Origin of the sequence: Roseateles chitinivorans, assembly GCF_050632145.1 — a bacterium.
GTDB lineage: Bacteria > Pseudomonadota > Gammaproteobacteria > Burkholderiales > Burkholderiaceae_C > Roseateles > Roseateles chitinivorans_B.
Map to the genome: position 1 here is coordinate 632,988 of NZ_CP192577.1, position 21,553 is coordinate 654,540.

The following is a 21,553-nucleotide window of genomic DNA, read 5'->3' on the forward strand; positions in this document are numbered from 1 at the left end:
ACGGTCGACACGGGGGCGGCATGCTTGTCGCATGTCACCTTCGACCACCGGACTCCAACGTCGTTCGATCGTGCTCGGCGCGACGGCATCCGCGGCGCTCGCAGCGTGCGGCGGGCTGCCTTCGGCGCCCGACATCCCGATGGATGCCCCGCAGCGCTTGCGCGCCGCCAACCGCATCGGCTGGGGCGCGACGCAAGCGCAGCTCGGCGAGATCGAGCGCCTCGGCTGGGGACGCTACGTCGAACGACAGTTGCGTGCGGATGCCGGCGCGAAGATGCCCGCGCCGGTCCAGGCCCGCATCGACGCGATGGGCATCAGCCAGGGCGACCTGCCCTCCCGCGTGTGGGCGGCGGAATCCTTCCGGCGCAACGGCGACAACAAGGTCGCGACCGAAGAGGAACGCGTCGCCGCGCGCAAGGCCTATCAGGACACGCAGGGACTCGCCGCGCGCGAGACCGGCGAACGCCAGCTGCTGCGCGAGCTCTATGCCGAGCAGCAACTGCTCGAACAGCTGTCGTGGTTCTGGTTCAACCATTTCAACGTGCACCAGGGCAAGCGCGACATCCGCCTGATGCTGGCCGACTACCAGGACCGCGCGCTGCGTCCGCATGCGTTGGGCTCGTTCCGCACGATGCTGGGCGCGGTCGCGCGGCATCCCGCGATGCTGCGCTACCTCGACAACGATCAGAACGCCGTCCGTGCGATCAACGAGAACTACGCGCGCGAACTGCTGGAGCTCCACACCTTGGGCGTCGACGGCGGCTACTCGCAGCGCGACGTGCAGGAGCTGGCGCGCGTGCTGACGGGCTTCGGCGTGCGTGTTGATCCCGATCCGGCGAAGGTCGCGCCGCGCTTCGAGGCGCTCTACAAGCGAGACGGCCTGTTCGAGTTCCACCCCGGCCGTCACGACTTCGGCGACAAGCAGCTGCTGGGCCGCACGATCAAGGGCCGCGGCGCGGAGGAACTCGACGAGGTGCTGGACCTGCTCGTCGCGCAGCCGGCGACCGCGCGTTTCGTGTGCGGCAAGCTGGCGGTGTTCTTCCTCGGCGAGCAGCCGCCGCGGGACGTGACCGACGCGATGACCGCCGCCTTCCTCAGAACGAAGGGCGACCTGCCCGCGACGCTGCGTCCGATGCTGTACGCGCCGCAGTTCGCTTCGGCGGACACGCCGAGGTTCAAGGACCCGCATGTCTACCTGCTCTCCAGCCTGCGCGCGGGCTTCGAGCAGCGTGAACTCCAGAATGCGCAACCGCTGCAGAACTGGTTGCGCCGGCTCGGGCAGGGTCTCTACGACAAGCAGACGCCGGACGGTTATCCGTTGACGGCCGACGCCTGGAACAGCCCGGGGCAGATGACCTTGAGATTCGAGGTGGCGCGCCAGATCGGCGGCGGCGCGGTGGCGCTGTACCGCCCCGAGGGCACGAACACGCCGGTGCCGCTGCCGGACCTGCAGCCGCTGCGTGCGCGCGTCGAGCCGACGCTCGCGCCGGCGACGCGCACAGCCCTGGCGCAGACCACGACGCCGCAGCAGTGGCTGACGCTGTGGCTCTCCAGTCCTGACTTCATGTATCGCTGACCGGAACCGCAGACCATGCAACGACGTCACCTCCTGCAAACGCTCGCCGCGGCACCGCTGGCGATGTCCGGCGCGCGACTGTTCGCCGCGGGCGCGGACAGGCCGCGATTCCTGCTGGTGTTCCTGCGCGGCGGCTACGACGCCACCAACCTGCTGATCCCCACGAGCAGCAGCTTCTACTACGAGCAGCGGCCCCGCATCGCCATCGCCAGACCGTCGCCGGCCGATGCGGCCTCGGCACTCGCGCTGAACGCCGACTGGGGCCTGCACCCTGCCCTGCGCAACAGCGTGTTCCCCCTGGCGCAGGCGGGCCAGGCGCGATTCCTCCCGTTCGCCGGCACGGAGGACCTCTCGCGCAGCCACTTCGAGACGCAGGACAGCATCGAGCTGGGTCAGCCGGTGGGCGGCTCCCGCGACTACAACTCCGGTTTCCTGAACCGCTTGGCGGCCGAGCTCGATGCGCAACAGGCCTTGTCCTTCACGGACCAGTTGCCGATCGCCTTCCGCGGCCCGGTGAGGATCGCCAACGCCGGCCTGCGCGAGACTGCGCGCCCCGCCGTCGACGCCAAGAACCGCGCGCTGATCGCGAGCATGTACCAGGGCCAGAGCCTGGGCGCTTCGGTGGAGGAAGGCCTCGCGCTCCGCGAGGAACTCGCGCGAGACCTGTCCCCCGACCGGATGAAGACGATGACCGACGCCGCCGGTCGCAACGCGATTCCCGCCAAGGGATTCGAGCTGGAGGCGCGCCGCATCGCCACCTTGATGCGCGGCCGCTTCAGCCTGGGTTTCATCGACGTCGGCGGCTGGGACACGCACGTCAACCAGGGCGGCGCGACCGGCCAGTTGGCCAACCGCTTCGAGGAAGTCGGCCGGGGCCTCGGTGCCATCGCGGACGAACTCGGCCCGGACCTCTGGCGCCAGACCACCGTGATGGTGATCAGCGAGTTCGGCCGCACCTTCCGCGAGAACGGCAACCGCGGCACGGACCACGGTCACGGCAGCGTGTACTGGCTGCTGGGCGGTGGCCTCGCCTCCGGCGGCCCGGTGGCCGGCGACCAGATCGCGCTGACGGCCACCTCGCTGTTCCAGAACCGCGACTATCCGGTGCTCAACGACTACCGCGCCGTCCTGGGCGGGCTGTGGCAGCGCCAGTTCGGACTCTCCAACGAGGCGCTGGCCCGCGTCTTCCCCGGCGTGCGACCCAAGGACCTTCGGCTGGTCTGACCGGGCTTCGCGCAAAGCCCCCAGGCATTGCAAGCGCTTGCGAGACTGGCTTGCAGATGAGATCAATTCTCATCTAGGATGATCCGCAAACGAGAAGACTCCTGCGGGTTCCGACCCCGCGCGACCAATGCAAATTGCAGAGGGGTTGCGCCGCGATTCGATCGGCATCGTTTCGCGGCTCGACCTCTCTTTTTCTTTTTGCCCGCGGGTCCCCTCAGGCGCGGTCCTTGCCGGATCGCCTTCCCGTTCCCACCACAGCAAGCATTCCTGCCAGCCCGTGTCCGCCGGTCCTTCCGGTTCACGCCTCGATCGTCAGGAGTCGCCATGCCCTTGCTGCCGTCCCGCCTGCCCGTCCCCCGGGGTCCGTCCGTGCCCGCCCTGGGTCTCCCTCGCGCGGGGGAGACGCGCGCCGCTCCGATGGCGGTCGACGGGGGATGTGCCGCCGCCGATCATCCGGGCGTCGAATGCCTGCGCTGGATGGCGCTGAAGATCACCTGCGGGCTCGTCCCCGACGAACCGGCGCTGCTGCGGCAGCATCAGCTGGCGCTGGAGCAGCTGGTGGACGCCGGCGTCCTCGCGGCGATCCCCGCTCACGAACAGGCCCTCCGGCTGCTGTACGGCGCCGCTCACAACACGCTGCTACCCTGGCATTGGCGATGTGCCTGCCTGGATCAGCTCAACCGTCCGCTGGCGGCGCTGCACCGGCTGGCCGACGCCCAGGGCGACGCCGCCCTCGTCGCGCGCCTGCAGCGCTTCCATTGGCGTCTGAGCCGCAGCCCCCTCCAGGAATGACCAGGAAAGAAGCATCCCCATGACCAAGGCTACCAAGGCCACCCGCATCGAACGCGACTCCATGGGCGAAGTCGCCGTCCCCGTCGACGCGCTGTACGGCGCGCAGACCCAGCGCGCGGTCGAGAACTTCGCCATCAGCCGCCAACCGATGCCCGAGCGCTTCGTGCGGGCGCTGGTGCTGCAGAAGGCCGCCGCGGCGCGCGCCAACATCGCGCTCGAACAGGTCCCCGCCGACATCGGCCACGCCATCGACCGCGCCGCCACGCAGCTGCTGCAGGACCCGGCGCTGATGAGCCACTTCCCGGTGGAGATCTTCCAGACCGGCTCGGGCACCAGCTCGAACATGAACGCCAACGAGGTGATCGCCACCGTCGCCACGCGGCTGATCGGCAGCGGCGCGGCGAATCCGGTCACGGTCAACGCCAACGACCACGTCAACGCCGGCCAGAGCAGCAACGACTCGATCCCGACGGTGCTGCACATCAGCGCGGCGCAGGCGCTGCAGGGCGAGCTGCTGCCGGCGCTGGACCTGCTGGTGCAGACGCTGCAGGACAAGATCCAGAGCGACGGCCACCACGTGAAGACCGGCCGCACCCACCTGATGGATGCGATGCCGCTGCGCCTGGGCCAGGAACTCGGCGGCTGGTGCGCGCAGATCGAGGCGCGACGCGCACAGCTGCGCGCGCTGCTGCCGTCGGTGTGCGAGCTCGCTCAGGGCGGTACGGCGGTCGGCACCGGCATCAACGCGCATCCGGACTTCGCGCAGCGTTTCGCCGAGGAACTCTCCAAGTTGACCGGCCTGAGCTTCCGCCCGGCGCCGGACTTCTTCGCCGCGCTGTCGGCGCAGGACACGGCGGTGGCGCTGTCGGGCGCGCTGAAGGGCCTGGCGGTCGCGCTGATGAAGATCGCCAACGACCTGCGCTGGATGAACTCCGGCCCGCTGGCGGGCCTGGCGGAGATCGAGCTGCATGCGCTGCAGCCGGGCTCGTCGATCATGCCGGGCAAGGTGAATCCGGTGATCCCGGAAGCGGTGACCATGGTCTGCGCGCAGGTCATCGGCCATGACACGGCCATCACGATCGCGGGCCAGTCGGGCAACTTCCAGCTCAACGTGATGCTGCCGCTGATCGCGACCAACCTGCTGGACAGCCTGGCGCTGCTGTCGGCCGCCACCAGGGCGCTGGCCGAGCAGGCGATCCGCGACTTCAAGGTCAACAAGGACGGACTGCAGCACGCGCTGGCGCGCAACCCGATCCTGGTCACCGCGCTGAACCGCGAGATCGGCTATCTGAAGGCCGCCGCGATCGCCAAGCGCGCCTATGCGGAGAAGCGTCCCATCCTCGACGTCGCCGAGGAGATGACCGACTTCGACCGCGCCACCCTCCAGCAGATGCTGGATCCCGCGAAGCTCACCGATGGCGGACTCTGACGCGATCACCCGCGACGACAGGACCCTGGTGCGCCGGCATCGGCTGCGCCAGGGCTTCGGCTTCGCGATCCTGCTGATCGGCGCGGTCCTGCTGCTGCAGCAGGGATGGACGTGGATCAGGCCGGCTGGCGGCGTCGGCCACGGCTCGGTGATCGCGATGGCGCTGCAGGCAGGCCTGCTCGCCGCGGCGGCGACGGCCTTCGGCACGCTGCCCGCGCTGGGCACCCGCAGCCTCTCGGCGCGCGCGCAGGACGCGCTGATGGGCTTCGGCGCTGGCGTGATGCTGGCAGCCTGCTCGTTCTCGCTGATCATTCCCGGCCTGGAGGCCGCGCGCGCCCACTCGACGCCGACCGGCGCCGCGACGCAGGTCGCGCTGGCGGTGCTGCTCGGCGCGTGGGCGCTGATGGCGCTCGACCGCTGGCTGCCCCACGAGCACTTCATCAAGGGCCGCGAGGGCATGGACCCGACGCGCTTGCGGCGCACGACGCTGTTCGTGATCGCGGTCACGCTGCACAACCTGCCGGAGGGCCTGGCGATCGGCGTCGCCTTCGCGGCCAACGATCCGGTCGCGGCGGCCAGCCTGAGCCTGGCCATCGCGATCCAGGATCTCCCGGAGGGTTTCGTCATCGCCGTCGCGCTGATGGCAGTGGGCTACTCGCGGCGCAAGGCACTGCTGCTGGGCGCGGCGTCCGGGCTGGTCGAGCCGGTCGGCGCGGTGCTGGGCGCATGGGTCGTGTCCGCATGGCCGCTGCTGCTGCCCTGGGGCCTCGGTTTCGCGGCCGGCGCGATGCTGTTCGTCATCAGCCACGAGATCATTCCCGAGTCGCACCGCAAGGGCCATGAGCGTTGGGCGACGCAGGGACTGATGCTCGGCTTCGCGCTGATGATGGTGCTGGACACGGCACTGGGCTGAGCGCCCCGCGCACGACCTCGGCTTTACAACTCGCCGCGATCAAGCGGCAGCCTTTCACGCGCTCCCGGCCCACGCGCGGAACCGGGCGCCCACAAGCGCCGCACGGCCCTTCACCATCGGTGTTCTGCTTTCTTGCCCGCAGGACCCGAGCCGTGATGAAGAAGTTGTTCGCCGCGCTTGCCGCGCTCGCCGCCGCCCTCCCCGTCGTGTCGACGACCGCCCATGCCGCCGGCCTGACGCCGCTGGAACAGCGCTGGATCGCGGGCATGTCGCCGGTGCTGCAACACGCGAAGACTGCGGGCATGCCGGTCGACGTCGTCGTCCAACCGCAGGACGCGCCCGAGGCGGCACCGTTGGCGCTGGGCTTCAAGGACGGCCGCTGCAAGCTGGTGCTGAGCCTGCGCGGCAATCCCGAAAGCGAAGCGACGATGCGGCGCCTGCCGGCGGGGCTGGAGGACAGCGCGCTCGAGCTGATGGCGGCGCATGAACTGGGTCACTGCCGCCGCTATCTGGACGGCGCCTGGTTCAACCTGCCAGCGGGTTTCTCGTCCACCCCGGCGCCCGAAGGACTGAGCCCGGAGCTGCTGCGCGCCTACCTGTCGATGAAGTCCGCGCGCCGCGAGGAAGGCTACGGCGACCTCGTCGGACTGGGCTGGACCGCACAGCGGCACCCCGACCAGTACGCCGCGCTGCACGCGTGGCTGATGCAGGAACGCAGTCGCGACCTGCTGCCGGGCAGCCACCACGACACGCTCGCCTGGCTCAAGCTGGCCCGCGATGCGAAGGCGCTGGGCAGCGCGCCGTCGATGTTCGAGGCGGCCGCGCCGCTCTGGGCGCAGGCCCTCGACAGCGACGAGTGATCCACCGCCCCCGCCGGGCAACGCAAACACCACCGCCACCAGCAGCGGCAGCAGCGCCGGAGCGCAGACGCCCGCGCAGACGCGAGTTGCAAGGATCCTGGTCTTCATGGGCGCCGCGCCTCCGAACGGGCGCGAGTCCACGCGGCGACCCACCGCGTCTTCGGCCTCCCGGCATTGCCTTCGCTTCGTCGCCGGACGCCTCAACGAGTTCTTAACGCCACGTCCATCCTGCGAACGCTACGCTGCGGCCGGGACCGTCATTCCACGGCCCCTTCTCCTTGCCCAACGTCCTGTCCGAGTCCTCTCATGAGCTTCCACCCACGTGCCCTGTCCACCGTCCTCCTCGCCGGTCTCCTGACGTCCGCCTCGCCGACCTTCGCGGCTGCGCACTGGGAGTACACCGGCGAGAAAGGCGCCGCGCACTGGAGCGAGATCGATCCCTCGTTCGCCGAATGCGCATCGGGTCATCAGCAGAGCCCGATCAACATCGTCAAGACGGTGAAGGCGACCCTGCCCGCCCTCGCCTTCCATTACGGCAGCACCGCGCCGACGATCTGGAACAACGGCCACACGGTGCAGGTGAACCTGCCCGCCGGCAACACGCTGGAAGTCGGCGGCCAGACCTACGAGCTGCTGCAGTTCCATTTCCACACGCCGAGCGAGGAGCACATCCAGGGCAAGTCGCTGCCGATGGTGGCGCACTTCGTCCACAAGAATGCGGCGGGCGAGCTCGGCGTGGTGGCGGTGCTGATCCGCGCGGGACGCTCGAATGCGGCGTGGGAATCGGTGTTCCAGCACCTGCCGCGCGTCGGCGAGAAGATCACCGTCGACGAGCTGCAGCTGGACCTGGCCTCGTTGCTGCCGAAGTCGTTGGGTTACTACGACTTCGCCGGCTCGCTGACCACGCCGCCGTGCTCGGAAGGCGTGCACTGGATGGTGCTGAAGGAGCCGGTGTCGCTGTCGTCGCGGCAGATCGACGCGTTCCGCAAGCTGGTCGGCAGGAACGCGCGACCGGTGCAGGCGCTGAACGATCGCGTGGTCCAGGAAAGCGAGTGATCCGAAGCGACTGACCCGAAGCGAGTGATCCGCCGCGCGGCCGATCCGCGCGGATCGGCCGCCCTTCTCAGACCAGGGCGCGTCCGATCAGGATCTTCTGCACTTCGGACGTGCCTTCGTAGATCTGCGTCACGCGGACGTCGCGGTAGATCCGCTCGACCGGGAAATCGCTGACGTAGCCGTAGCCGCCGTGGATCTGGATCGCGGCGGAACACACGCGCTCCGCCATCTCGCTGGCGAAGAGCTTGGCCATCGCCGCCTCCTTCAGGCAGGGCTGGCCGGCGTCCTTCAGCGCGGCGGCGTGCCAGATCAACTGGCGCGCGGCCTCGATCTGCGTGGCCATGTCGGCGAGCTTGTGCTGCATGGCCTGGTGCTCGAAGATCGGCACGCCGAAGGCGACGCGCTCCTTGCTGTAGCGCAACGCCGCCTCGAAGGCCGCGCGGGCCATGCCCACCGACTGCGACGCGATGCCGATGCGGCCGCCTTCCAGTCCAGACAGCGCGATCTTCAGGCCCTGCCCCTCCTCGCCGATCCGGTTGGCGACGGGCACGCGGCAGTGCTCGAACAGGATCTGCGCCGTGTCGCTGGCGTGCTGGCCCATCTTGTCCTCGATGCGCGCCACGACGTAGCCGGGCGTGTTCGTCGGGACGAGGAAGGCCGAGATGCCCTTCTTGCCCGCGGCCTTGTCGGTCACCGCCATGACGATGGCGACGTCGCCGTTCTTGCCGCTGGTGATGAACTGCTTGACGCCGTTGAGGACGTAGGCGTCGCCGTCGAGGACGGCCGTCGTCTTCAGGCCGCCGGCCTCGGAGCCGACGTGCGGCTCGGTCAGGCAGAACGCGCCCAGCATGTCGCCGCGCGCCAGCGGCTTGAGGAAGCGCTGCTTCTGGTCCTCGTTGCCGAAGGCCATCAGGATGCTGCACACCGGGCAGTTGTTGACGCTCACCACCGTGGAGGTCGCGCCGTCGCCGGCGCCGATCTCCTCCAGGATGATCGCCAGCGCCAGGTAGTCCAGGCCCGCGCCGTCGTACGCCGTCGGCACGGCCACGCCGTAGCAGCCGAGCGCGGCCAGGCCTTTGAGCTCCTCGGCGGGGAACTGGTGGGACTTGTCCCACGCGGCCGCCTTCGGCGCGATCTGGTCCTGCACGTAGGCGCGGACGGCGTCCTGCACAGCGCGGTGGTCTTCGGAAAGGATCATGGTCAGCTCTTGATCGGGGAGGGATCCGGGTGGGATCCCATGACGGTGGCGGCGCTCGTGGCGCCGGGGGAATGCGGTAGCGGAGCGTGTGCTGGCCGGAGACGGGCTCCCAGACACGGGCGACGACGTGGTCGCCGTCGACGGCGAGACGCTCGCGGATGCGCGCGTCCATGGGCTGTCCGGACAGCCACGCGGCGCGCTTCGCGGGCTCGACCTCACCGGCGGCCAGCGCGAGGCGCGCGGCTTCGTTCAGCAGCATCAGGGACGCCTGCTTGCGCACATAGGTCGGAAAACCGGGCGCGGCGACCGCGACCAGCGTTCCTCCGATCGAGTTGCGCCAGGGAAGCCGAGCACCCCGGTCGACGCCGGATCCGGCTGCCATTCGAGCATGTTCAACGCGCCCCCACCGGACTTGGCCTGGGCCTGCAGCCAGTACTCGTCCAGCAGATGCTGCGTCGCGTTGGGCATGGCCCAGAAGCGCGGCTCGCAATGGAACGGGTGGTCTGCGGGCATCGGCGAGACATCGGCGCCCAGATCCATGCAGGCGTATTCGCGCACGGCTTCCCGACCGAAGCTCGCCTCGGTCCGGATCCAGCGAGACGTCTCCGCCGCCTGCGTCGACATCGGGCGCAGCAGTGCGCGAAGTTCGGGCGCAGCCGCGGGATACCGGGCGGCCAGCTCGGTCACGACACGCCAATGTCGTCGCGCCATCGCCCCTGCCACGTTGACGCCGATCAAGGTGTTGGTGCCATCCAGCATCGCCCCGGTCAGCGCGTCAGCCTGCTTGACGAAGGTCAGCATGGCCGTCCGGTCGCCCGACTGAGCCGCCAGCGCCGATCGCACCTGCAGCCAGCGCAGACAGTTCACCGTCGTCTGCCAGGGCAGGAGCGTCGCGCGCCGGATGTAGAGCTCGCCGGCCGTCTTGGGCTCGGTGGACGGCGTGATCAGCGGCTCATCGATGGCCATGCCCGGTCGGGCAACGGCTTCGCAGCGACGGCCGATGTCGGCATGCGTCTCGATCAGTGCGCGCAGGGCATCGGCCTCGCGCGTCCAGACGGCGACGCAATCGGTCGTCTGTGCGTCGCAGTGCCAGACCTGGCTCGCCGGGTGGCGGGCGTCGCTCGGCGGCCATGTTCGGGGCGAGGCCGGCAGGGAGGCGATCAAGCCGGCATCCATCGCCGCCCATCGACGCAGACCTGCCGCGTGCGGATCGTCCCCCGCCTCGGCCAGTCCCAGCAGCGCAAAGACTGCATTCTGCTCCGCCGGCAGTGTCGGTGGCGGCACGCGCAGCGCTTCGGGCACCGGACGCGGCGCGTCGTCGACCCAGCGGTTGTTGAACGCCGCCCAGGCCGCCGCGAGCGTGACCACGCCCAGCAGCAGACCGCCCAGGATCTTCAGCGCCACGCGAGCCCACCGCTTCATCACCAGGGCAGCGGGCTGCCGTCGTAGTTGAAGAAGCCGCCGTTGTCGGCCGGCTTCAATCCGTCGAGCACCGCGCGCAGGCTGGAGGCGCTGGTGGCGACGTCGATGTCGGCCTCCTGGCCGCCCATGTCGGTCTTGACCCAGCCCGGGTGCAGGCTGACGCAGATCGCGCGGCCGTCGAGCGTCAGCGACAGGTCCTTCATGACCGAGTTCACCGCCGCCTTCGACGCGCGGTAGACCCAGCCCGCCGAGTTCGCGCGCAGCGTCATCGATCCCATCCGCGAGGACAGGATGCCGATGCGCGCGTCCGGCGCCAGCGCGTCCAGCAACTGCGGCAGCACCCGCATCGGGCCCAGCACGTTGGTGTGCATGACGGCGTCGAAGTCGGCCGCGCTCGGCGGCTGCAGGCCGATGGTCTTCGGGCCGTAGACGCCGGCGACGTACAGCACGCGGTTGAACTGGTAACCGTCCAGCTGCCAGGCGAGGCCGGCGATGCTGACCACGTCGGACACCTCGAGCTTGATCGCCGTCGCGCCCAGCGCCTTCAGTTTCTCGAGGCTGGCGTCGTCGCGCGCCGTGGCGACGACGGTGTCGCCGCGATCACGGTGCTGCTTCACGAGCTCGAGGCCGATGCCTCGCGAGGCGCCGATGATGAGAACTTGCGTCATCCGGTCCGTCCTCAGATCAGCTCGACGCCGACGGCAGTGGCTTCGCCGCCGCCGATGCACAGCGCCGCGACGCCGCGCTTCAGGTGGCGATGCTTCAGCGCGCCCAGCAGCGTCACGAGGATGCGGGCGCCCGACGCGCCGATCGGGTGACCCAGCGCCACGGCGCCGCCGTTGACGTTGACGATCTCGTGCGGCAGCTTGAACTCGGCCATCGCGGCCATGGTCACCGCGGCGAAGGCCTCGTTGACTTCCCACAGGTCGACGCTCTTCGCGTCCCAGTTGTTCTTGGCCAGCAGCTTCTGGATCGCCCCGACCGGGGCGGTCGTGAACCACTCCGGCGCGTTGGCGTGCACGGCGGTACCGACGATGCGCGCGACCGGCTTCACGCCCAGCTTGTTGGCGGTGGACTCGCGCATCAGCACCATCGCGGCGGCGCCGTCGGAGATGGACGACGAGGTCGCGGCCGTGATCGAGCCGTCCTTCTTGAACGCCGGCTTCAGCGTCGGGATCTTGTCGAGCTTGGCCTTGAAGGGCTGCTCGTCGCGCGAGATCACCGTGTCGCCGCCCCGGCCGGCGATCGTCACCGGCGCGATCTCCCAGTCGAAGCTGCCGTCCTCGTTGGCGCGCTTGGCGCGCTCCGTCGACGAGATCGCGAACTGGTCCTGCGCCTCGCGCGTGAAGGCGTACTTGTCGACGCACTGCTCGGCGAAGACGCCCATGGCCTTGCCGCGCTCGTACGCGTCTTCCAGGCCGTCCAGCGCCATGTGGTCGTACATCTGCGCGGCGCCGTACTTCACGCCCTTGCGCGCGAACATCAGGTGCGGCGCGTTGGTCATGGACTCCATGCCGCCAGCGATCAGGATGTCGGCGCTTTCAGCCTTCAGCGTGTCATGCGCGAACATCGTCGCGCGCATGCCGGCGCCGCACATCTTGGACAGCGTCACCGCGCCCACCGATTGCGGCAGGCCGGCCTTCAGCACGGCCTGCCGCGCCGGGGCCTGGCCCTGGCCGGCCATCAGGCAGTTGCCGAGGAAGGCTTCCTCGATCGAGTCGGTCGGGATGCCGGCGCGCTCGACGGCCGCCTTGATGGCGACGGCGCCCAGCTCCCACGCGGCCAGGCCGGCGAAGTCGCCCAGCAGGCCGCCGATCGGCGTGCGGGCGGCGGAAACGATGACGATGGAATCGGACATGAAGGTCTCCTTCTAAGAAATCAGGGAATGCGTCGAACGCAATGGATGCGGTGAATGCGGTCGGTGATCAGTGGATGGGGAGCTCGCGGTCCTGCGGCTCCGGCACGCGGAGTGCCGGCGCGACGTCGCGGACGTGGAAGCGCTTGTGCGGGTCGTACGGGAACACGTCCTCGACGTGCCCCGCCAGGATGCGTTCCTTGTGGGTCTGCCAGAACGCGGGATCCAGCAGGTCGGCGTGATGCGCCATGAAGACGTCGCGCACGCCCGGATGTCCGAGCAGGAAGGGCCCGAAGGTCTCGGGGAACACGTCGTGCTTGTTCACCGTGTACCAGACCTCGCCCGACATCTCGTCTTCCTCGTTGCGGGCCTCGGGGACCTTGCGGAAGTTGCAGTCGGTCAGGTACTCGATCTCGTCGTAGTCGTAGAACACGACCTTGCCGTGGCGCGTCACGCCGAAGTTCTTCCACAGCATGTCGCCGGGGAAGATGTTGGCCGCCACCAGGTCCTTGATCGCGTTGCCGTACTCCACCACCGCATGCGCCAGCTGCGCCGGCGACGCTTCCTGCAGGTAGATGTTGAGCGGCACCATGCGGCGCTCGATGTAGAGGTGCTTGATGACCAGGTCGTCGCCGGTCTCCTCCAGCAGCGAGGGGCAGAAATGCTTCAGCTCGGCCACCAGCTCGTCTTCGAAGCGGTGGCGCGGGAAGGCGACCCGCGTGTACTCCAGCGTGTCGGCCATGCGCCCGACGCGGTCGTGCTGCTTCACCAGCAGGTACTTGGACTGGATCTGCTCGCGCGTCGTGTCCTTCTGCGGCGGGTAGAAGTCCTTGATGACCTTGAACACGAACGGATAGGACGGCAGGTCGAAGACCAGCATCACCATGCCCTTGATGCCGGGCGCGATGCGGAACTTGTCACTGCTGTGGCGCAGGTGGTTGAGGAAGTCCCGGTAGAAGAGGTTCTTGCCCTGCTTCTGCAGCCCCAGCGTCGCGTAGATCTCCGAGCGCGGCTTGCGCGGCATCAGCGAACGCAGGAACTGCACGTAGGCGCTCGGGACTTCCATGTCGACGAGGAAGTAGGCCCGCGCGAAGCTGAACAGCATCTGCAGTTCGTCCTCGCCGAAGAGCGCGGCGTCGATGTAGAGCTGGCGTTCCGCCGTCCGATCGATCCCGCCGTCGCCCGTTTCCTTGTGCAGGATCGGCAGCGCGAACGGCGTCTCGGTGAAGCCGTTGATGATCTTGCCGACGATGTACGCGCCCTTGTTGCGGAAGAACAGCGAGGACAGCACCTGCACCTGGAAATTCGTCCGCCAGCGGAAGGCGCCGAGCTGCTCGCCGACGGCTTTCAGCACGAGATCGACGTCGCGGCCGAGGTCCTCGAACTCCAGCGCCAGCTGGAAGTTCCAGACGATGCGCATGAAGGTGTCGCGCAGCGTGTCCTGCGAGGGGTAGTAGCAGCGGTAGGTCGGCTGCGCGGCGGGTTCCTCGTTCTCGATGAACTCGGTGGAGATCGCCGGGCGGACGAAGATGAACTCGTTGTGGAAGTAGCTGTGGTGGAGGATGCGCGTCGTGACCGAGTTGAAGAAGGTCTCGGCAAGCTCCGGCCGCAGATGCTTGGTCAGCAGCCCGATGTAGTGCAGCTTGACCTGCTGCCAGACCTCGCTGGGCAGCGCGCTGGTCTTGAAGCGCTCTTCCAGCTCGAGGACGGCCTCGTCCACGCGCAGGTCGTAGAACTCGATGCGCTCGCGCTGCGCGAACTGCTGGCCGTGCCAGTCGGCCTGCTCGAAGCGCTGCTTCGCGGTCGCGGACGCCGCGCGGAACAGGCGGTAGTGCTTGTCGAAGCCTTCGAGCATCGCCTGGGCGATCTCGAAGGCCCGCGGATCGTTGAGCTCGTGAGGGAACATCGGTGGCTTGCTCCGTCCCGGTCGTGATCGCTGGGTTCCGCTCGGTGGCCGTGCGGGCTCAGCGCCCCATCGCCGCCTCGTAGCGGCGGTGCAGCGCCTCGAGCGCGCTGCGGTAGGCGGGGCCGACGTCCTCGGCCTTGCCGACGGTGATGCTCAGGTCCTTCAGCAGACCGTTGTGCAGGCCGTAGACCCAGCCGTGCACGGCGACTTCCTGGCCGCGCGCCCAGGCGTCCTGGACCACGGTCGTCTGGCAGGCGTTGCGGGCCTGCTCCAGCACGTTCAGCTCGCACAGCGCATTGGCGCGCTGGTCGGGGACGACCTGGTCCAGCCATTCCTGATGGTGGTTGCGCACGTCCTGGACGTGGCGCAGCCAGTTGTCCACCAGGCCGACGCGCAGGTCCTCCAGCGCGGCGCGCACGCCGCCGCAGTTGCTGTGGCCGACGATGATGATGTGCTGGACCTTCAGCTGGTCCACGGCGAACTGCATGACCGACAGGCAGTTCAGGTCCGAATGGACCACGACGTTCGCCACGTTGCGGTGGACGAAGAGCTCGCCCGGCAGCAGGTCCACCAGCTCATTGGCGGGGACGCGGCTGTCGGCGCAGCCGATCCACAGGTATTGCGGCGTCTGCTGCTTCAGCAAGCGCGAGAAGAAGCCGGGCGACTGTTCCTCAGTTGCCGTGGCCCAGCGCTTGTTGTTGTCCAGCAGGTCTTGAAGTTCGTTCGTGCTCATGAGGACGGATTGTCGCGGTTACGGACCGACACGCGCCTGTCGCAACCGCGAAGGCCTCACATCGTTTCGGCGAACAGTTCCCGGCCGATCAGCATGCGCCGGATCTCGGACGTGCCCGCGCCGATTTCGTAGAGCTTCGCGTCACGCCAGAGGCGGCCCAGCGGGTACTCGTTGATGTAGCCGTTGCCGCCGAAGATCTGGATGCCTTCGCCGGCCATCCAGGTGGCCTTCTCGGCGCACCAGAGGATGACGGAGGCGCAGTCCTTGCGCACCTGGCGGACGTGGGCGCCGTCGAGGGCGTCGAGGTTCTTGCCCACCGTGTAGCAGAACGCGCGGGCGGCCTGCAGCACCGTGTACATGTCGGCGACCTTGCCCTGGATCAGCTGGAACTCGCCGATCGACTGGCCGAACTGCTTGCGGTCGTGGATGTAGGGGACGACGTTGTCCATCACCGCCTGCATGATGCCGATCGGACCGGCGGCCAGCACGGCGCGCTCGTAATCCAGGCCCGACATCAGCACCTTGGTGCCGCCGCCGACCTGGCCCAGCACGTTCTCGGCCGGGACCTCGACGTCCTGGAACACCAGCTCGCCGGTGTGGCTGCCGCGCATGCCGAGCTTGTCCAGCTTCTGCGCGATCGAGAAGCCCTTCATGCCCTTCTCGATCAGGAAGGCGGTCATGCCGCGGGCGCCGAGTTCCGGCTCGGTCTTGGCGTAGACGACCAGCGTGTCCGCGTCGGGACCGTTGGTGATCCACATCTTGTTGCCGTTGAGGACGTAGTAGCCGCCCTTGTCCTCGGCGCGCAGCTTCATCGACACGACGTCGGAGCCGGCGCCGGGTTCGCTCATCGCCAGCGCGCCGACGTGCTCGCCGGAGATCAGCTTGGGCAGGTACTTCTGCTTCTGCGCATCGGTGCCGTTGCGCTTGATCTGGTTGATGCACAGGTTGGAGTGGGCGCCGTAGCTCAGGCCCACCGAGGCGCTGGCGCGGCTGATCTCCTCCATGGCCACCATGTGGGCCAGGTAGCCCATCGCGGCGCCGCCGTATTCCTCGGGCACGGTGATGCCCAGGACGCCGACGTCGCCCATCTTGCGCCACAGGTCCATCGGGAACTGGTCGCTGCGATCGATCTCCGCGGCGCGGGGGCGATCTCGGCTTGGGCGAACTCGCGCACCGCGTCGCGCAGCGCGTCGATGTCCTCGCCGAGATGGAAGTTCAGACCGGGCAGGCTCATGGGTTTGTCTCCTCGACCACCTCCGCGGTCGCCTCTCCGGGCGACCGCTGGATGATTCGTCTTACGTTTACGTAAACGTCAATTGTAGGGCAGCTTGAACCTCGGAAGGTCCATGGCAGAAATGCGTAAGGGTGGGCCCGAGGGCCCGGGGATTACAGGAAGCGTTCGAGCAGCTTGCGCGAATGCCGATCCAGCGCGAAGCGGTCCGACACCAGGAAGTGCAGCCCGTGGGAGCTGGTGATCAGCAGACGCCCTTCCCCGATGCGGCGGATCTCTTCCTCGCTCTTGAGGATGAAGCCGGTGGTGCCGCGGTCGGTCTCGACGGTCCACTGGGACGGCGTCGAGAAGGTGGAGACGTCCAGCAGCTTCAGCACCGTCGGCGTCATCTCGCGATGGGAGAGCTCGTCCTGGAGCAGCTCCCGCTGCGCCTGCGGCAGGTCGGCGAGCCGGTCGATCCAGGCGATCTCATGCCCGTCGGTGCCGACCAGCGAAAGGCCCTCGTCCGGCGCGCTCAGCGGGTGCGCCCGCACCGGGGTGACGTTGTCGTGGGTCTGGCCGGCGTCGTCGACCAGGCTCAGCCGGCCGAAGGCATTGCGCGCCAGGTTCTGGATGTTGTTCATGAAGAAACCTCGGCGCGATCAGGCCTGCGTGGCCGTATGGACGTTGACATTGGGGGCAACGACAACGACGTTGTCCTGCTCCTCCGCGTCGACACGGCGGGCCTGCGCCTCCCACAGGCGCCAGTAGGCGCCCTGCTTGGCGATCAGCTCGTCGTGCGGCCCGACCTCGACGATCTCGCCGCGGTCCATCACCACCAGCCGGTCGGCCTTGCGCAGCGTCGACAGCCGGTGGGCGATGGCGATCGTCGTGCGGCCCCGCACCAGGTTGTCCAGCGCCTTCTGGATTTCCTTCTCCGTCTCCGTGTCCACGGCCGAGGTGGCCTCGTCCATGATCAGGATGCGCGGATCGATCAGCAGCGCGCGGGCGATCGAGATCCGCTGGCGTTCGCCGCCGGACAAGCCCTGACCCCGCTCGCCGACCAGCGAGTCGTACCCCTGCGGCAGCCGCAGGATGAATTCATGCGCATGCGCGGCGCGGGCCGCGGCGACGATCTCCTCGCGCGTCGCGTCCGGCTTGCCGTAGGCGATGTTCTCCGCGATCGTGCCGAAGAACAGGAAGGGCTCCTGCAGCACCAGCCCGATGTGACGGCGGAAGTCCGACAGCTTGAAGCGCCGCAGGTCGACGCCGTCGAGCTTGATCGCGCCCTCGGTCACGTCGTAGAAGCGGCAGATCAGGTTGACCATCGTGCTCTTGCCCGAGCCGCTGTGCCCGACCAGCCCGATCATCTCGCCCGGCTTGATCACCAGGTTGAGGTCGCGGATCACCGTCCGGTTGCCGTAGCGGAAGCCGATGTCCTGCAGCGACAGCTCGCCCGCCACCTTGTCCAGCACCACCGGCTGCGCCGGTTCCGGCACGTTGGACTGGTGGTCGAGGATGTCGAAGATCCGCTTCGCGCCCGAGGCCGCCTTCTGCGTCACCGACACGATCCGGCTCATCGAGTCCAGCCGCGAATAGAAGCGGCCGATGTAGGCCAGGAAGGCCGTCAGCGTCCCGACCGTGATCTGCGAATGCGCGATCAGCCAGATGCCGAAGGCCCAGACGACCAGCAGGCCCATCTCGGTCAGCAGCGAGACGCTGGGTGTGAACAGGCTCCAGGTCTTGTTCAGCCGGTCGTTGACGACCAGGTTGTGCTTGTTGGCGGCGCGGAAGCGCTCGGCCTCGCGGCGCTCCTGCGCGAAGGCCTTGACCACGCGGATGCCGGGGATGGTGTCGGCCAGCACCGAGGTCACCTCGCCCCAGACCCGGTCGATCTTCTCGAAGCCGGTGCGCAGCTTGTCCCGCACCAGGTGGATCAGCCACGCGATGAAGGGCAGCGGCACCAGCGTGGCCAGCGCCAGCCACGGGTTGGTGTGGAACAGGATCGCCGTGATCATCGCCAGCATCAGGCAGTCGGTGATGAAGTCCAGCGCGTGCAGCGACAGGAACACGCTGATCCGGTCCGTCTCCGAGCCGATGCGGCTCATCAGGTCGCCGGTGCGCTTGGAGCCGAAATACTCCAGCGACAGCCCCAGCAGATGGTCGAAGGTCGCCGTGCGCAGGTCGGCGGCGATGCGCTCCGACACCAGCGCCAGGATGTAGGTCTTGGCCCAGCCCAGGATCCAGGACACGATCGCCGCCCCGAACAGCCCGCCCAGGTACATCGCCACCAGGCTGGTGTCGATCTGCTTGCCCTGCTGGAACGGGATCAGGACATCGTCCATCAGCGGCATCGTCAGATACGGCGCCACCAGCGTCGCGCCGGTCGCGCCCAGCATCAGCAGGAAGCCCAGCAACAACTGACCCCGGTACGGACCGGCGAAGCGCCACAACCGCAGCAGCACCCAGGTCGACGGCGGCGTGTGCAGTTCGCGGGCGCAGGAGGGGCACTCCTCGCTGTCCTCGGGCAGCACGGCCTGGCAGCTCGGGCAGAGTTCGGGCTCCTCGTCCAGGCGGGCCTCGACCTCGTCGCGGCGGTTGAAGGCGTCCTGGAAGCGCTGGGCCTGCAGGTTGGCCTTCATCGTGAAGCGCCACTGCGCCAGCCGGCCGTCGGCATCCACCAGCTCCAGCGCACCCAGCCCGGCGTGGTCGGACAGCACCAGCTTCAGGTCGGGCGTCAGCGGCCATTCCCGGAAGACCGGGGCGCCGCCCGGGTCCCCCGAGGCCTCCAGCGACAGCAGCCGTTGATCCGTGAGTCGCAGACCGCCCGCCGAGAAGCGCAGACGGCCGTCCAGGTCAACCTCGAGCGCGGCCCGGACGTTCTCGCCACGCCGCAGGCGTGTTTCGAAGGCCTGGCCGGCCGGAACGCCGCCGGCACCGGCCAACGCGACAGGATGTGAATGCTGCATTTTTGATTCTTCTGGCGATCTGCGAAACGTTGAGTTTCTTCGAGACTTTTCTGCCGTTGCCCCCCAACGGGGCAAGACCCGGTCCAGCCGGTTCGTGGCATGTTTCGCACAATTTTCGCTTAAGCGCACAATTGTGCTTCGCATCATTGTCCGGTGGTCCGCCGGGCGACCCTCTTCCACGTTTCCACCCCTCATGAGCCGACACGACGACATCAAGCTCCTGCGCATCAACTACCTGCGCGGCCCCAACATGTGGACCTACCGTCCGGTGCTGGAAACCTGGCTGGACCTGGGTGGCCTGGAAGAACACCCCTCCCACCTGATCCCAGGTTTCACCGGACGGCTGTGCGCGCGCCTGCCGGCGCTGGAAGAGCACCACTGCGGCGTCGGCGAGCGCGGCGGCTTCCTGCAGCGCCTGAACGAAGGCACCTGGATGGGACATGTGCTGGAGCACATCGTCATCGAGCTGCTCAACCTGGCCGGCATGCCGACCGGGTTCGGCCAGACGCGCTCCACCTCCCGCCACGGCGTCTACCGCATGGTCTTCCGTGCCCGCGACGAGCAGGTCGCCCGCTGCGCGCTGGAGCAGGGCCACGCGCTGCTGATGGCGACGATCAACGGCGACGATTTCAAGGTCGACGCCGCCGTCGAGGCGATCCGCGACAAGCTCGACGACTGCTACCTCGGCCCCTCGACCGCCGCCATCGTGGCCGCGGCGACGGACCGCCGCATCCCCCACATCCGCCTGAACGACGGCAACCTGGTGCAGCTCGGTTACGGCGCGCGCCAGCGCCGCATCTGGACGGCCGAGACCGACATGACCAGCGCGATCGCCGAAGGCATCGCGCGCGACAAGGACCTGACCAAGGAACTGCTGAAGTCGGTCGGCGTGCCGGTCCCGGCCGGCCAGGCGGTCAAGACCGCCGCCGAGGCCTGGGACGTCGCCCAGGACCTGGGCCTGCCGGTCGTCGTGAAGCCGTCCGACGGCAACCACGGCCGCGGCGTCACGCTGGACCTGCGCCTGGAGTCCGACGTCGAGGCCGCCTTCCACGTCGCCGACAAGGAAGGCTCGGAAGTGCTGGTCGAGCGCTACATCCCCGGGATGGAGCACCGGCTGCTGGTCGTGGGCGGCCAGGTGGTCGCCGCCGCCCGCGGCGAGGAGGCCTGGGTCACCGGCGACGGCACCCACACCGTCGTCCAGCTGATCGACCTGCAGATCAACACCGACCCGCGCCGCGGCACGACCGAGGACTTCCCGCTCAACCGCATCGACATCACCGGCGACCCGGTCGTGCTGCTGGACCTGCAGCGCCAGGGCCTGACCGGCGACGGCGTGCCCGAAGCCGGCCAGCGCGTGCTGATCCAGCGCAACGGCAACGTCGCGATCGACTGCACCGCGCAGATCCATCCGGACGTGGCGCACGCGGTCTCGCTGGCGGTGCGCACCGTCGGCCTGGACATCGCCGGCGTCGACCTGGTCTGCAGCGACATCTCCAAGCCGCTGGCCGAGACCGGCGGCGCCATCGTCGAGGTCAACGCCGGCCCCGGCCTGCTGATGCACCTGAAGCCCGCCGAGGGCATGCCCCAGCCGGTGGGCCAGGCCATCATCGACCACCTGTTCGCCGAGGACGAGAGCGGCCGCATCCCCATCGTGGGCGTGACCGGTTCGCGCGGCACCGCGCAGATCGCGCGCCTGGTCGGCTGGCTGCTGCACCTGAACGGCCGCCACGTCGGCCTGGCCTGCGGCGCGGGCCTCTTCCTGGGTACCCGCCGCGTCGAGCGCAAGCCCAGCGCGACCTGGGCCGCCAGCCACCGCCTGCTGATGAACCGCGCCGTCGACGCCATCGTGGTCGAGAACGGCGCCGGCACCATCCTCGGTGACGGCCTGGCCTACGACCGCTGCCAGGTGGGCGTCGTCACGGACCTCGGCCGCGTGCCCGAGCTCGACAACCACGACATCCAGACCGAGGACCAGCTCTTCAAGGTGCTGCGCACGCAGGTCGACGTCGTGCTGTCCGACGGCGTCGCCGTGCTGAACGCCGACGAGCCCAAGGTGGCCGAGATGGCCGAGCTGTCCGACGGCGAAGTGATCCTCTACGCGCTGGACGCCGGCAATGCCGCGCTGACGGAACACCGCGGCAAGGAAGGCCGCGGCGTGTTCCTGCGCGGCGGCGCCGCGATGCTGGCGCAGGGCACGTCGGAGACCTCCGGCGCCAACGTCGAATCGCTGCAGGCCCGCTTCCGCGCGGTCGGCCAGGAGATCGCGACCGACGCGGTGCTGGCCGCCGTCGCCACCGGCTGGGCCATGGGCATCTCGCCCGAGCTGATCTCGGCCGGGCTGGACACCTTCGTGCCGGACCTGCCGCAGTAAGCTCAACCGAAGCGCCAGACGCCGCACGCACCGCACACG

Annotated in this window: 16 protein-coding genes and 1 pseudogene; 8 read left to right on the plus strand and 9 right to left on the minus strand. The window is 68.9% G+C overall.

Annotation, left to right across the window (positions count from 1 at the left end):
• Positions 1-31: 31 nt before the first annotated feature.
• From ACQ86G_RS02915 to ACQ86G_RS02945, 7 genes are all read left to right on the plus strand, one after another.
• Entirely contained in the window at positions 32-1,576 is a 1,545-nt protein-coding gene (locus ACQ86G_RS02915) for a DUF1800 domain-containing protein (RefSeq protein ID WP_431259236.1), read from the plus strand.
• Positions 1,577-1,591: 15 nt separating this feature from the next.
• Positions 1,592-2,800, plus strand: coding sequence for a DUF1501 domain-containing protein (locus ACQ86G_RS02920; protein ID WP_431259237.1), 1,209 nt, complete (start codon positions 1,592-1,594; stop codon positions 2,798-2,800).
• A gap of 324 nt (positions 2,801-3,124) precedes the next feature.
• Positions 3,125-3,592 carry a hypothetical protein gene (locus ACQ86G_RS02925; RefSeq protein WP_431259238.1) on the plus strand — a complete coding sequence of 156 codons (468 nt, stop codon included), beginning with the start codon at positions 3,125-3,127 and terminating at the stop codon, positions 3,590-3,592.
• A gap of 19 nt (positions 3,593-3,611) precedes the next feature.
• Complete coding sequence (locus tag ACQ86G_RS02930) at positions 3,612-5,021, plus strand: class II fumarate hydratase (RefSeq protein WP_431259239.1); 1,410 nt, start codon at positions 3,612-3,614, stop codon at positions 5,019-5,021.
• Complete coding sequence (locus ACQ86G_RS02935; protein ID WP_431259240.1) at positions 5,008-5,934, plus strand: ZIP family metal transporter; 927 nt, start codon at positions 5,008-5,010, stop codon at positions 5,932-5,934. Before ACQ86G_RS02930 ends, ACQ86G_RS02935 begins: the two co-directional genes overlap by 14 nt.
• A gap of 155 nt (positions 5,935-6,089) precedes the next feature.
• Entirely contained in the window at positions 6,090-6,794 is a 705-nt protein-coding gene (locus tag ACQ86G_RS02940; protein WP_431259241.1) for a hypothetical protein, read from the plus strand.
• Positions 6,795-7,100: 306 nt separating this feature from the next.
• The gene (locus tag ACQ86G_RS02945) at positions 7,101-7,850 is read left to right on the plus strand and encodes a carbonic anhydrase (RefSeq protein WP_431259242.1); all 750 of its coding nucleotides are present in this window, start codon (positions 7,101-7,103) and stop codon (positions 7,848-7,850) included.
• Between the two features lie 67 nt (positions 7,851-7,917).
• On the opposite strand, the gene ACQ86G_RS02950 is transcribed toward ACQ86G_RS02945, so the two are convergent.
• The 9 genes and pseudogenes from ACQ86G_RS02950 to ACQ86G_RS02990 form a co-directional block, all read right to left on the minus strand.
• Positions 7,918-9,048, minus strand: coding sequence for an acyl-CoA dehydrogenase family protein (locus tag ACQ86G_RS02950; protein WP_431259243.1), 1,131 nt, complete (start codon positions 9,046-9,048; stop codon positions 7,918-7,920).
• A 258-nt stretch (positions 9,049-9,306) separates the two neighbouring features.
• A complete protein-coding gene (locus tag ACQ86G_RS02955) occupies positions 9,307-10,470 on the minus strand; it encodes a hypothetical protein (protein WP_431259244.1) in 1,164 nt (387 codons plus the stop codon).
• A complete protein-coding gene (locus tag ACQ86G_RS02960) occupies positions 10,470-11,138 on the minus strand; it encodes an SDR family oxidoreductase (protein ID WP_431259245.1) in 669 nt (222 codons plus the stop codon). The genes ACQ86G_RS02955 and ACQ86G_RS02960 overlap by 1 nt, the downstream gene beginning before the upstream one ends.
• Positions 11,139-11,149: 11 nt before the next feature.
• On the minus strand, positions 11,150-12,328 hold the full coding sequence (locus ACQ86G_RS02965) for an acetyl-CoA C-acyltransferase (protein ID WP_431259246.1): 1,179 nt from the start codon (positions 12,326-12,328) through the stop codon (positions 11,150-11,152).
• Between the two features lie 67 nt (positions 12,329-12,395).
• Positions 12,396-14,231, minus strand: coding sequence for a bifunctional isocitrate dehydrogenase kinase/phosphatase (gene aceK, locus ACQ86G_RS02970; RefSeq protein ID WP_431259247.1), 1,836 nt, complete (start codon positions 14,229-14,231; stop codon positions 12,396-12,398).
• Positions 14,232-14,289: 58 nt separating this feature from the next.
• The gene (gene can, locus ACQ86G_RS02975; RefSeq protein WP_088404943.1) at positions 14,290-14,964 is read right to left on the minus strand and encodes a carbonate dehydratase; all 675 of its coding nucleotides are present in this window, start codon (positions 14,962-14,964) and stop codon (positions 14,290-14,292) included.
• 56 nt (positions 14,965-15,020) lie between these two features.
• Positions 15,021-16,198: pseudogene (locus tag ACQ86G_RS02980) on the minus strand (isovaleryl-CoA dehydrogenase).
• 152 nt (positions 16,199-16,350) lie between these two features.
• Entirely contained in the window at positions 16,351-16,818 is a 468-nt protein-coding gene (locus ACQ86G_RS02985) for a DUF1854 domain-containing protein (protein ID WP_431259248.1), read from the minus strand.
• Between the two features lie 18 nt (positions 16,819-16,836).
• Entirely contained in the window at positions 16,837-19,143 is a 2,307-nt protein-coding gene (locus ACQ86G_RS02990; protein ID WP_431259249.1) for an ABC transporter ATP-binding protein, read from the minus strand.
• A 193-nt stretch (positions 19,144-19,336) separates the two neighbouring features.
• Here ACQ86G_RS02990 and cphA point away from each other — a divergent pair, with 193 nt between their 5' ends.
• Complete coding sequence (cphA, locus tag ACQ86G_RS02995) at positions 19,337-21,514, plus strand: cyanophycin synthetase (RefSeq protein ID WP_431259250.1); 2,178 nt, start codon at positions 19,337-19,339, stop codon at positions 21,512-21,514.
• The last annotated feature ends 39 nt before the right edge of the window (positions 21,515-21,553 follow it).